This window comes from Microbacterium aoyamense (genome assembly GCF_023155855.1).
GTDB lineage: Bacteria > Actinomycetota > Actinomycetes > Actinomycetales > Microbacteriaceae > Microbacterium > Microbacterium aoyamense.
On sequence record NZ_JAKNUT010000009.1, the window covers coordinates 13924 to 26136 of the forward strand.

Here is a 12213-nt window from a genome sequence, read left to right on the forward strand (position 1 = left end):
AGACCCTTCACGAAGACTTCGGGCGGGACGTCGAGAGCGGTGGCGCTCCCTCCTGCCGAAACGCACGGCGACATCCGCCGAGGCTTCGTCTACGAGCGCGTGCAGCACATCACCCTCAAGTCGATCGCGAACAATCCCGACATCGTCGAAGGGATGACACGCGAGCAGATCGACGCGGCGATCAAGCGGCATGCCGACTTCGAACTGCTCTACGACAAGCCGCACGAAGACAAGAAGCGCGTGCGCGTGACGGGGCCGTTCACGGTCGAGAGCCTGTCGCCGTATCGCTCGCTGAGCTTCGGCGAGCGCGACGAGTCCCGCGGCGAGCACGCAGCCGAGACCGACCCGAGCGGCGGCGACTTCACGCAGACGATCCTCGACAGTCTGCGGGCATCGGGCATCCAGAACGGCCGCCGCAACGAGCGCATCGAGTTCGCAAGTCTCGATCCGCACGCCGGCATCTTCGTGCAGGCGGTGGGCGATCGGGCCGCGGCATCCGACGATGCCGCGCCCAGTCGCGTCGCGGTCGCGATCGGTCCGCAGTACGGCACCGTGTCGCCGGGCTTCATCAAGTACGCCGCACGCGAGGCGCTGAAGGATCCGAACGTCGACCTGCTCTGCGTGCTCGGCTTCGCCTTCGACCCGCAGGCGACCGGCGTCACCGAGGCGGACGGCGTGACACTCGATACGGGCGATGACGGCTTCGCCCACGTCGCGGGTGAGCGCAAGCTCGGCCGCATCAAGGTGCTGCTCGTGCGCATGAACGCCGAACTGCTCATGGGAGACGCGCTCAAGAAGACGGGCGCCGGCAACCTCTTCACGGTTTTCGGCGAGCCCGACATCGAGCTGCGGGCCGCAATGGTCGACCCCCCTCTTCTCGAGATCGAACTGCACGGCGTCGACGTCTACGACCCGAGCACCGGAGCAGTGCGCAGTCGCCAGACCGATCGCGTCGCTCTCTGGATGATCGACACCGACTACGACGACGAGGCGTTCTTCGTGCGCCACTGCTACTTCACGGGCGGCGGCGATCCGATGAAGAAGCTCGAGCGCGCTCTCAAGGCCGACATCGATCCGGATGCCTGGGCCGCCCTCTACCGGACGGTGTCGCTTCCCTTCGAGAGGCCATCGACGGGCAAGATCGCGATCAAGGTCATCAACGACTACGGCGACGAGGTCATGAAGGTCATCGAGATCCCTTCGCCGGACGCCGAAGGCTAGAGAGGCTCCCACCCCAGTTCTCGGCGGAGCTCCTCAGTCTCGGCATCCTGCACATCGATCGGCTTCCCCTGCGCCCGCCGCACGCGGTAGCGGCCGCTGAGGAGCATCCCCCACTGCCTGCCATCGTCGTCCGTGGTCACATGCCGCGCTCCGATGGTGAAGAGCCGCTCGGCCATCGTCGATGTGCGCGCGTCACCGAGTGTGTCGGCGAACTCGAATGCCTCGCCGACGCGCTCGAAGATCTGCGGTTCGACGTCGTTGGGATCGTCGCGGAAGGCGACCAAGATCTCGCGCGCTCGGTCCAGTGCGTCATCCACGCGCTCCGCAGAGAGAAGGATCGAGATGATCGTCGGATGCGCGCCGAGCACCTCCGCATCGCCCGCCGCCGCAGCGTCTTCCGCAATCTGGAGCGCGCGATCCCACTCGCCGATCGACTCGAGAAGTTCCGCCGCCACGCAGAGCACGTCGCATACGGTCACTTCGGGATCGAGAGTGAACGCGCTGTCGTCGTGGACCCAGGCGAGCATGAGGTCGACGCGCTCCTGCACGAAGGTGGTTCGTTCGTCGCCCACACCGGCGACGACTCCCGCGTCGAGCCAGTCGTCCCAGGTGATCGTTCTCGGCATGCGGCTAGCGTATTTCGTGGCGTGTGCGCCCTCCCTCCACAGAGCGTCCCCGGCGGAGAGTTTGTACAGAACGCGATCGACCACGAAACCGTGCGACTCTCCGCGACGACGATGAGTGACATGAACACCACTCCGACGATCGTGAAGACATCCGATCCCGTCGACCTCATCGCCCTTCTGCCGACGCTCGCCGGAACACCGCTGCGCAACAGCTTCGTCGTCGCGCCCTTCGTCGGCAAGCGCACCGTCGGCGCCCTGCGCATCGACCTGCCGTCACATGAATCGCCCGACGTGTTCGCGGCGCTGGCGAATGTCCTCCTGGGCAACCTCGAGCGTATTCGCGGGTGTTCCGGCGCAGCCATCGTGATCTACACCGACGAGCCCTATGTCACGGCCTTCGACGCGTGGGACCCTCTGCAAGTGGTCCTGTGCGAGCAGTTCATGGATGCCGGGCTGCGCATCGTGGCAAGCCTGCTCGTCGCGGGCGACGCCTGGGAGCGATTCGACGAACGCTCGCCGCTCGGGCAATCGCTCGCGCTCGTCGAAGCGAGCGCAGCGTTTCTCCCCGAACGTCCGGAAGAGCCGTGGGCACTTCCCCAGGCCGATCTCGCTCTGGCGCAACGGGTCGCCGCGGGCGTCGAGGACATCGTCGTCTTCGGCGAGGAGCGCAGCGCGCTGGGCGTGTATCGTCCGGCCGAACCACTCGAGCCGATCCCTTTCCTCGAGCGCCTTCTCAGTCACGATTCCGACGACATCGGTCCTGCGACGATCGCCCGACTCGTGACGATGATGCAGTCCGAAGGCGATGTCGACCGCACGGTGCTGCAGATCGCCTTCGGTGCGAAGACCGGTGCCGCGTCGTGGCGACGAACCCTCGAGGTACGCGCGTTGGCGGCGCAGGCCGGGACCACCCCTCACGAGTACCTGATGAAGCATGATCGCGACAACCCGGGCACACGCCGCATCGGCGATCTCCTCACCGGACAGACCAGCGAGATGCCCTCCCCCCGAAGGCTGCAGCGCGGCGCCGCCCTGTTGGCACGGGTCGCCGTTCATGCGCCGCCCATGCATCAGCCCCACCTGCTGTGCGCACTCGCCTGGGTGCTGTGGGCGCAAGGACTGTCTTCGGCGGCGCATGAGCTCCTCGCCCGATGCCTGCGTACGGCACCGGAGCATCCTCTGGCGATCGTCTTTCACACAGCGTGGAACGCCTTGCCACTTCCCGACTGGGTGTTCGTGCGGGCGGCTGCCGAAGAATTGGAGGTTTCGCCGTGACACCCGCGGTCGCACCGACCATGATGGGGGCATGACGATGAGCGATCCCCAAGTATGGACGCTGATCGGCGTATTCGCCGCAGCGATCCTCGGCGGATTCTCGATCGTCATCACGAGTCTGAGTCGCGTCATCCGCGCTGAGGTCGGCGGCCTCCGGAGCGAGATCACGGGCGAGATCGGCACCCTGCGAGGCGAACTCACGGGCGAGATCGGCGGACTCCGCGGCGAAATCGGCGGGCTGCACGCACGCCTGGACACACTCGAGAAGCGGTTCGATCATCTCGATCGCGATGTGCAGTCGATCACCGACAGGCTGTGGCGCGAGCGCGACTCATGATCGGCTCGGAGCGTCGGGCGGCGCGCGTCGCCGGGCAGGGTTAGCCTCGAAAGCGTGACCCCCGAACTCGCCGCACGATCGCCGCAGCTCGCTGCCCGCATCGTCGCCGACTCACGGGATCGAGTGGCATGGGTGCGGGCGCGCTCGCGCGGCATCACGGCGACGGATGTCGCGACCTTGACCTCATCGAACGCCATCCCTCGCGCGGCGGACGCGAAGCTCATGGGGTCGGGATTCTCGGGCAACGCCTACACGGCGCACGGCCGCGTGCGCGAGCCCGAGATCGCCCGGTGGGTCGCCGCGACCCACGGCATCCTCCCCTCGTCTGCGCTCTTCCACGCCGTCGTCGAGAAGCGGCACCTCGCGACGCCCGACGGCATCGCCGTCGACACGGACGGGCGCGTGACGCTCGCCGAGATCAAGACGACCAACAAGTCGTGGCGGAGCATCCCGCGCGGGTACCTGCGCCAGGTGTGGTGGCAGCAGCACGTCCTCGGCGCCGAGCGCACGCTCGTTGCGTGGGAGGAACATGACGCGTTCGTCCCGGTCGGCGACGAGCCGAAGTGCGCGTGGGTCGAACGCGATGAGGTCGAGATCGGCAAGCTCGTGAGGCTCGCGACCGCCCTCATCGACGAACTGCACCGCAGGCATCTGCTCAGTCGTCCGCAGGCGGAGCGGATGCCGGAGCCGCCGCGTCAGCCTTTCCGCGCGCTCGCCCTCGCCGACTGACATGGCGACCCTCACCATCGAGGGATCGCGGATCGACGGCATCCCGTCGCTCTATGACGAGTTCAATCGCGTCTTCATGGCCGATGCGGACTGGCGGATGGGCGAAAGCCTCGACGCGCTGAACGATGTGCTCTACGCCGTTCACGGCCATCGCGTGGTGTGGCACGATCACGCGCGCAGCCGGCGAGCGCTCGGCATCACGGCGACGGCGGAGTACTACCGCGAGAAGCTGCGGCATCCCGAGATCTTCAACGAGGCGGTGTTCCGCGAGCGCCTGGACGCCGTCGAAGCCGGCACCGGACCCACGTACTTCGACATCGTCCTCGAGGTGTTCGCCGATCATCCGCAGATCGATCTCGTACTTAGTTGACGTTCGTCAACAATCAGCCTATAGTTGATCTTTGTCAACTTTCGCGCCATCGTCGTCGCGCCCCTGAAATCTCATCCGGAAGGACGCCATGGCAACCTCCACCCCCGAACTCACCGAGTCGGGCATGACCCGCCGACAGGTGCTCGAGGCCCTGTCGGGCCTGCTGCTCGGCATGTTCGTGTCGATGCTCGCCTCGACCGTCGTCTCGACCTCGCTGCCCGTGATCGTCCACGACCTCGGCGGCGATCAGGCCGCGTTCACGTGGGTCGTCACCGCGACGCTGCTCACGACGGCGATCTCGACCCCGATCTGGGGCAAGCTCGCCGATCTGTTCAACCGCAAGCTGCTCATCCAGCTCGCGATCTCGATCTTCGTCCTCGCGACGGCGGCCGCCGGGTTCGCACAGGACCCCGGCACTCTCATCGCCTTCCGCGCCGTGCAGGGCATCGGCGCCGGCGGTCTCGCCGCCCTGAGTCAGATCATCATGGCCGATATCATCAGCCCGCGTGAGCGCGGCCGGTACATGGGTCTGTTCGGCGCCGTCATGGCACTCGCAACCGTCGGCGGACCGCTCCTGGGCGGCGTGATCACCGACTCGTTCGGCTGGCGCTGGAACTTCTACATCTCGATCCCGTTCGCGATCCTGGCGCTGATCCTGCTGCAGGTGACGCTCCACGTGAAGCGCACGAAGCGCGATGTGCACATCGACTACCTCGGTATCGTCTTCCTCTCGGCGGCGGTCTCGCTCCTGCTGATCTGGATCACCAACGCCGGCAAGGACTACGACTGGTGGAGCCTGACGACGGTGCTCATGGTCGGGGGCGCGATCGTCTCGACGGCGCTGTTCATCATCACCGAGCTGCGCTCGAAGGAGCCGCTCATCCCGCTCCGCATGTTCCGCAACCGCACGTTCACCCTCGCGGTGCTCGCCTCGATCGCGACCGGTATCGCCATGTTCGGAGCATCGGTCTTCCTCAGCCAGTACATGCAGCTCGCACGCGGTGCGACGCCCACCGAGGCGGGCCTCATGACGATCCCGATGATCGGCGGGCTGCTCGTGGCATCCATCGTCGTCGGCCAGCTCATCAGCCGCTTCGGCAAGTGGAAGAGCTACCTCGTCGTCGGCTCCGTCCTGCTCATCGCGGGGCTGTACCTGCTCACGACGATCCAGTACGACACGAACTTCGTGCTCGTCTCGATCTACATGTTCCTCATGGGTGCAGGCGTCGGCATGACGATGCAGAACCTCGTGCTCGTCGTGCAGAACACCGCACGCCCCGAGGAGATCGGCGTGGGAACGTCGGGGGTCACGTTCTTCCGCAGCCTCGGCGGCACGATCGGCGTATCGGTCATGGGAGCTGCCCTGGCGACGAGCGTCACGAACCTGTTCGCTTCGAGCAAGGACGCGCTGACCGAAGCGCTCATCGCCCTCGGCCCGGACGGTGTCGAGATCGGCAAGCAGCTGAGCTCGGGCACGCTCCCCGCCGTCCACACACTGCCCGAGACGGTGCGTGTCATCGTCGAGGACATCTACGCGCAGGGCATCGCCCACTCGTTCCTGATCGCCGTGCCGTTCGCGATCATGAGCCTCATCGCGATCATCTTCCTGCCGAACAAGCCGCTCACGAGGATGACGACGCAGGAGCGGCTCGAGGCGAGTGAAGCGGACCTCGCGACCGTGAGCACCGCGGAAGGCATGGCGGCGCTGGCGGCGACGGGTTCCGTCAAGACGGTTCCGGATGCCTCGGCCGAGGCATCCCGCGACTCCCGATAATGTCGAACCCGATGACGACCGAACCGGCCTCGGAGGCGCGCACCACCGCGGTGCGCGCCCTCGAGGCCGAGTTCGGGGAGCTCTTCACCCAGGTCCGGCAGCTGCTCGCCGACAGCGCGCACCGGATGAGCCCGGGCATGCTCCCCGGGGCATACAAGGTCTTCACCACCATCGTGCGGCGCGAGGTCGTCACGCTCTCGACCCTCGCCGACGCGCTCATGGCCGACAAAGGCCAGGTCAGTCGCACCGTCCGCGACCTCGAGCAGCTCGGCTTCGTGCAACGCACCCCCGACCCCGACGACGGCCGATCGAGCCTGCTCTCGGCCACTCCGCTCGGACTCGAGCGGCTCGCCGAAGTGCGTCGGCCGCAGAGCAGCACGCTCCTCACCGCGCTCGACCAGTGGTCGATCGACGACGTGCGCGAGCTCACGCGGCTGCTCCACGCGCTCAGCACCGGGGCGCCCCCGCACGCGTGACGCTTTATCCGTCTCGTCTCATCCGCGTAACACGGGCGAGACATCTTCGCGGTTGACTGTCCTCACGAGGCACGAGTGCTGCCGAGGACGACACGCACGCGGAGGTGGCGAAACATGAGATTCCGACCGTTGCGATCGGCCTCTGCTCCCGAACTCGATCTCCCGCCGGTTCCCGAGCCTCCGGCCGTCATGCGCGCCGTCGTCTTCGACGGACCCGGCGGCGCCGAGGTGCTCCGTGAGGCGGCGACCCCCGTGCCGTCGCCGGCCCTCAGCGAACTGCTCGTTCGGGTCGTCGCGGCCGGCATCAACCCGGTGGATGCGAAGACGCGCGCGGGTGCGGGTGTCTTCGCTCATCTGGGTTCGTTCCCTTCGACGCTCGGGTTCGACTTCAGCGGCATCGTCGTTAAAGCGCCCTACGAGTCGCACCCGCTGCAGCCCGGCATGCCTGTCTTCGGCATGGTCCCTTTCCCCCGCTCGGGGGGCACCTATGCCGAGTACGCGGTCGTCCCCTCGATGTCGGTCGCGCGCAAGCCGTCGGCCCTGTCGCATGTCGAGGCCGCAGGCGTGCCGCTCGCCGCGTTGACAGCCTGGGGGCTGGTCGTCGAGACGGCTCACGCGCACGAGGGTCAGCGCGTGCTGATCCACGCGGGCAGCGGTGGCGTCGGCCACTTCGCGGTGCAGTTCGCGGCGTACTTCGGAGCCCATGTCACCGCCACCGCGTCGGGCGCCAACGCCGCGTGGTTGCGCGAGCTCGGGGCATCCGTCGTCATCGACTACACCACGACGCGGTTCGACGAAGTCATCGCCGACGTCGACGTCGTCATCGACCTCGTAGGCAATGTGCACGGTGACACGGGGACGCGCTCGCTCCGTGTTCTGCGCCCGGGTGGCCTCTACATCCTCGTGCCCACCGGATCGTGGCCCGACTTCGCCGATGCGGCGGACGCGGCGGGCGTGCGCGCGACGTCCTACAAGGTCGTGCCGGACGGCGGGGCGCTCGCGACGATCGCGCGCCTGCTCGACTCGGGTGCGGTGCAGGTCTACATCGACAAGGTGTTCGATCTCGCCGACGCGGCATCAGCCCACCGCTCGCTCGAAGAGGGGCACACACGCGGCAAGATCGTGCTGCGCGTCAGCGACGACTGAGCACCCTGCGCCCCTCGGCGACGATCTCGTCCGCGATCGCATCGAGGAGAGACGATCGCAGATTCCACTGCTGCCAGTGCAGCGGCACGTCCATCGGAGGCCCGCCGAGCCGCACGAGCTGCCCCGTGGCGATCCCCTCGTCCGACTGGAAGGTCGGCAACAGCGCCCACCCGAGTCCGAGCCTCGCCGCCGTCGCGAAGTCGTTCGACGCCGGCACGTAGTGCCGCGGCGGCAGCGCCGGGTCGACCCCCATCGCAACGAGCCACTGGGTCTGCAGATCATCGCGGCGGTCGAAGTCGACGAGCGGCGCAGCGGCGAGGGATACCGCATCCACTCCTCCGTCGAGCCAGCGCTCGACGTAGGCCGGCGTCGCGACCGCTTCATAGCGCATCGCGCCGAGCTCACTGACACGGCAGCCGGCGACAGGCGTCGCGCGTGAGGTGACGGCACCCATGACCGTGCCCGACTCGAGCAGCCCCGCGGTGAAGTCCTGATCATCGCGGTGCAGTTCGAACACGACGGGATGCCGCTGCGACAGCCGCGCGAGCGGCTCGAGGAACCACGTGGCGAGCGAGTCGGCGTTCACGGCGAGGGGCACCGACGTGCGCCCGTCGCCGTCGTCCGCTCCGAGCTCGCCCAGCGTGTCGTGCTCGAGCAACGACACCTGACGGGCGAGACGGACGACGGCCGCCCCCGCCTCGGTCGGTCGCGCGGGCTTCGACCGCACCAGCATGACGCGCCCGAGGAGGTCTTCGAGGGCGCGGATCCGCTGACTCACCGCGGACGGAGTCACGTGCAGGCGGCGGGCCGCGGCATCCAGCGTCCCCTCCTCGACGACGGTCGCGAGGGTCTCGGCGAGCTCGAACGAAATGCGCATAGTAAGCCAGGCTAATGCATCACAAGAATCATGAGCTGTACTTGATGGAAGCCGAAACCTAGTGTCGAAGGGTGCTCACCTCGCTCTTCGCCGGCCTCGGTCTCGGCTTCTCGCTCATCATCGCGATCGGCGCGCAGAACCTCTTCGTGCTGCGCCAGGGTCTGCGACGTGAGCACGTGCTGGTCGTCGCCTCGATCTGCGCCGTGTCGGATGCCGCGCTCATCGCACTCGGGGTGTCGGGAGTCGGGCTCGTGCTGCACGCCGTGCCCTGGCTCATCGACGTCGTCCGGTGGGCCGGCGCGATCTTCCTCGTCGTGTACGGATTGCTGGCCGCGAAGCGCGCCTGGCGACCGAGCGGTCAGGCGCTCGCGGTGTCGTCGAGCGACAGCGCGCCGACGTCGAGCGTCACGACTGCGACGCGCCTCGCGCCGGTCGTGCTGACGGTCCTCGCGCTCACGTGGCTCAATCCGCACGTGTACCTCGACACGGTGTTCCTGCTCGGCACGGTCGCCAACACCCACGGCGACACCCGCTGGTGGTTCGCACTCGGCGCCCTGGTCGCGAGCGTCGTGTGGTTCTTCGGCCTCGCGGTCGGGGCGCGCTATCTGAGCCGCTGGCTCGCGACCGCGCGGGCCTGGCGCACCCTCGACGCCGTCATCGCGGTCGTGATGATCGGTCTGGGCATCTCACTCGTGCTCCCGCACTGATCAGCGCTCGATCTGCTCCTTGCGAGCGGTCACGAGCGTGCGCAGCACGTCGTCGGGCAGCGGATGCCCGGGCTGGAACCGGATCGTGCCCTTGTCGAGCCCGGTCTCCGGCAGGGCCGCGACCGCGTCGGCGACGGCCGAGACGGCGTCCGGGCTGAACGGATAGATGCCGATGTGCTTCTGCGTGCGCTTGACCGCGACGAGGGGCTTGCCGCGGTAGGTCAGCGCGGGCATCCCGTAGCCGAGCCCCTGCTCGGCCTCCGGAACCTCTTCGCGCGCGATCGCGTAGACGTGCGCGACGACGTCCCGGTCGGTCGGATCGAGCTCTTTGAGGTAGTCGTCGACGGTGCCCATGACGGCATCCTGGCACGATGGACGCATGAAGCGCGTGCATGTCGTGGTGCGGGGAATGGTGCAGGGCGTCGGCTATCGCTACACGATGCGCATGATCGCGCGAGAGGCGGGTGTCACGGGATGGGTGCGGAACCTCCGCGACGGATCGGTCGAGGCAGAGGTCGAGGGCACCGACGCCCAGGTCGACGAGGTTCTCGCATGGATGGCGGACGGACCCCCGGGTTCGAGGGTGGATGCGGCGACGGTGACGGATGCCGCACCCGCCGCCGATACGACGTTCGAGGTGCTCCCGACCGTCTGACCCACCGGGCACGTCGGCGGGAGTTCGACGCGACGCGCCGGGCTCGAGCCTCGCGCACCGGCGTGTCGAACCGGGATTCCCGCCGTGCTGTACGGCTCGGCTCGGCGCGAAGGATCAGGCGTCACACAAGCCCGGCGGCGAGCTCGTCGAACACGTCGACCGCGTCGTCCCGCGTTGCGAGCCCTGCGGCTTGACCCGCCCACAGCGAGACGAGATCACCGTCGCCCCGCGCGGTCGCCGCAGCGCGGAACACGCCGGTCGCCCAGTTCTGCGCGGGGAACGGCAGGATGACACCGCTCGTCTCGATCTCGCGCATCGCACGGTTCGGGATGCCGCGGGCCAGGCGCCCGCTCATCGCGCGCGTCAACACGGTGTCGGTGTCGGCGGCCCCCGCGATCGCCTGCCGATGCGCTTCGGTAGCCGCCGACTGGCGCGTGCGCAGGAACGCCGTACCCACCTGGACACCGGATGCCCCGAGCGCGAGCGCAGCCGCCACACCTCGCCGATCGGCGATCCCGCCGGCGGCGATGACGGGCGCGGCGACGGCATCCACGATCTGGGGCACGAGGGCCATCGTGCCCACGAGAGAGTCCTCGGCGCGACGCAGGAACGAGACACGGTGGCCCGCGGCCTCGGCACCGCTCGCGACGATCGCGTCCACCCCGGCGGCGTCGAGGGCCACCGCCTCCGCCACGCTCGTCGCGGTGCCGATGAGACGGATGCCGCGCTCGCGCGCCGCTGTCACGAGCGCGGCGTCGGGCACGCCGAAGACGACGCTCAGCACGGGCGGTGCCGCCTCGAGGACGGCCGCGAGCTGCTCCGCGGCATCCGGGACGAATCGTTCGGGAGTCACCGGACGCTCCGCACCGGCGGCCTCGTAGAGCGGAGTCAGCGCATCGATGGCCGGAGCGAGGTCGACCTCGGAAGGCTGGACCTCGTCGCCGGTCGGCAGCCACACGTTCACGGCGAACGGGCGGCGAGTACGCGCCCGTAGCGCGGTGATCGTCTCATGCACTCGGTCGGGCGCGAACCCGTAGAGGCCGAACGAGCCGAGCCCGCCGCGATCGCTCACGACTCCCGCGAGCTCGACGGAGGAGAGGCCGCCGAACGGGCCGAGGACGATGGGCGCGTCGATGCCGAGGACATCAGTCAGTCGAGACATGGCTCGACGCTACTCCCGAGCACAATGGCGGGAGTCCCGTGTGACACGCCGGCGCCGCGGCATCCGTTCTCGGCGTGCCGGGGGACGAGACCCGCCGTCCTGCACACGATCGGGGCACGAAGAAGGGGCCCCACCCGAAGGTGAGGCCCCTTGCTGTCAGTGCTCAGAAAGCGTTGACGTCCAGCGGGATGCCGGGGCCGAACGTGGTCGACACGGCGCCCTTCTGGATGTAGCGGCCCTTCGAGCTCGACGGCTTCAGGCGGATGATCTCTTCGAGAGCAGCCTTGAAGTTGTCATCGAGCTGCTCGGCCGAGAACGACGCCTTGCCCACGATGAAGTGGACGTTGGCGTGCTTGTCGACGCGGAACTCGATCTTGCCGCCCTTGATCTCCTCGACGGCCTTGGCCGGGTTGGGGGTCACGGTGCCGGTCTTGGGGTTCGGCATGAGGCCTCGGGGACCGAGGACCTTGCCGAGTCGACCGACCTGGCCCATGAGCTCGGGCGTCGAGACGGCCGCGTCGAACGCGGTCCAGCCGCCGGCGACCTTCTCGATGAGCTCGGCGCCGCCGACCTCGTCGGCGCCTGCGGCGATCGCGGCCTCAGCGGCCGGACCCGTCGCGAAGACGATGACGCGGGCGGTCTTGCCCGTGCCGTGCGGGAGCATGACGGTGCCGCGCACCATCTGGTCGGCCTTGCGAGGGTCGACGGCGAGCTTGAGCGCGACCTCGACGGTCGAGTCGAACTTGGCCGACCCCGTCTCCTTCGCGAGCACGACGGCCTCGGTGGGCGTGTAGAACGTGTCAGCCGCGATCTTCGCGGCGGCGGCCTGGTAGGCCTTGGACTTAGCAGCCATTTCCT

Annotated in this window: 15 protein-coding genes; 10 read left to right on the forward strand and 5 right to left on the reverse strand. The window is 68.4% G+C overall.

The features are described from left to right. Positions 1-39: 39 nt before the first annotated feature. A complete protein-coding gene (locus tag MA876_RS18145; protein WP_248152842.1) occupies positions 40-1221 on the forward strand; it encodes a hypothetical protein in 1182 nt (393 codons plus the stop codon). Here the strand turns inward: MA876_RS18145 and MA876_RS18150 are convergent. Continuing rightward, positions 1218-1847, reverse strand: a complete 630-nt coding sequence (locus MA876_RS18150; RefSeq protein WP_248152843.1) for a hypothetical protein — start codon at positions 1845-1847, stop codon at positions 1218-1220. The two genes, MA876_RS18145 and MA876_RS18150, sit on opposite strands and share 4 nt — an antisense overlap. Before the next feature lie 120 nt (positions 1848-1967). Between MA876_RS18150 and MA876_RS18155 the strand changes: the two genes are divergently transcribed. The 7 genes from MA876_RS18155 (at position 1968) to MA876_RS18185 (ending at position 7954) form a co-directional block, all read left to right on the forward strand. Continuing rightward, positions 1968-3122 carry a DUF4192 family protein gene (locus MA876_RS18155; RefSeq protein WP_248152844.1) on the forward strand — a complete coding sequence of 385 codons (1155 nt, stop codon included), beginning with the start codon at positions 1968-1970 and terminating at the stop codon, positions 3120-3122. A 31-nt stretch (positions 3123-3153) separates the two neighbouring features. Further along, positions 3154-3459: a hypothetical protein gene (locus tag MA876_RS18160; protein WP_248152845.1), complete on the forward strand. Its 306-nt coding sequence runs from the start codon at positions 3154-3156 to the stop codon at positions 3457-3459. Between the two features lie 54 nt (positions 3460-3513). Further along, positions 3514-4188, forward strand: a complete 675-nt coding sequence (locus MA876_RS18165; RefSeq protein ID WP_248152846.1) for a YqaJ viral recombinase family protein — start codon at positions 3514-3516, stop codon at positions 4186-4188. A 1-nt stretch (position 4189) separates the two neighbouring features. Further along, positions 4190-4558, forward strand: coding sequence for a barstar family protein (locus MA876_RS18170; RefSeq protein ID WP_248152847.1), 369 nt, complete (start codon positions 4190-4192; stop codon positions 4556-4558). 88 nt (positions 4559-4646) lie between these two features. Further along, positions 4647-6332 (forward strand): MDR family MFS transporter, encoded by a 1686-nt coding sequence (locus MA876_RS18175; RefSeq protein ID WP_248152848.1) that lies wholly within the window; start codon positions 4647-4649, stop codon positions 6330-6332. An 11-nt stretch (positions 6333-6343) separates the two neighbouring features. Continuing rightward, the gene (locus MA876_RS18180; protein ID WP_248152849.1) at positions 6344-6808 is read left to right on the forward strand and encodes a MarR family winged helix-turn-helix transcriptional regulator; all 465 of its coding nucleotides are present in this window, start codon (positions 6344-6346) and stop codon (positions 6806-6808) included. 114 nt (positions 6809-6922) lie between these two features. Next, positions 6923-7954, forward strand: coding sequence for an NADP-dependent oxidoreductase (locus MA876_RS18185; protein WP_248152850.1), 1032 nt, complete (start codon positions 6923-6925; stop codon positions 7952-7954). Here MA876_RS18185 and MA876_RS18190 read toward each other — a convergent pair. Beyond that, complete coding sequence (locus MA876_RS18190) at positions 7941-8831, reverse strand: LysR family transcriptional regulator ArgP (protein WP_248152851.1); 891 nt, start codon at positions 8829-8831, stop codon at positions 7941-7943. The two genes, MA876_RS18185 and MA876_RS18190, sit on opposite strands and share 14 nt — an antisense overlap. Positions 8832-8902: 71 nt before the next feature. Between MA876_RS18190 and MA876_RS18195 the strand changes: the two genes are divergently transcribed. Further along, the gene (locus tag MA876_RS18195; RefSeq protein WP_248152852.1) at positions 8903-9538 is read left to right on the forward strand and encodes a LysE/ArgO family amino acid transporter; all 636 of its coding nucleotides are present in this window, start codon (positions 8903-8905) and stop codon (positions 9536-9538) included. Here the strand turns inward: MA876_RS18195 and MA876_RS18200 are convergent, their stop codons facing one another. Beyond that, positions 9539-9892, reverse strand: a complete 354-nt coding sequence (locus tag MA876_RS18200) for an iron chaperone (RefSeq protein ID WP_248152853.1) — start codon at positions 9890-9892, stop codon at positions 9539-9541. It abuts the gene before it with no gap. Between the two features lie 25 nt (positions 9893-9917). On the opposite strand from MA876_RS18200, the gene MA876_RS18205 reads away from it, so the two are divergent. Continuing rightward, positions 9918-10193, forward strand: a complete 276-nt coding sequence (locus MA876_RS18205) for an acylphosphatase (RefSeq protein WP_248152854.1) — start codon at positions 9918-9920, stop codon at positions 10191-10193. Between the two features lie 121 nt (positions 10194-10314). Here MA876_RS18205 and MA876_RS18210 read toward each other — a convergent pair whose 3' ends face one another. Beyond that, positions 10315-11355, reverse strand: a complete 1041-nt coding sequence (locus MA876_RS18210; RefSeq protein WP_248152855.1) for an NAD(P)H-dependent flavin oxidoreductase — start codon at positions 11353-11355, stop codon at positions 10315-10317. Between the two features lie 163 nt (positions 11356-11518). Further along, positions 11519-12208: a 50S ribosomal protein L1 gene (rplA, locus tag MA876_RS18215; protein WP_248152856.1), complete on the reverse strand. Its 690-nt coding sequence runs from the start codon at positions 12206-12208 to the stop codon at positions 11519-11521. Positions 12209-12213 lie beyond the last annotated feature (5 nt).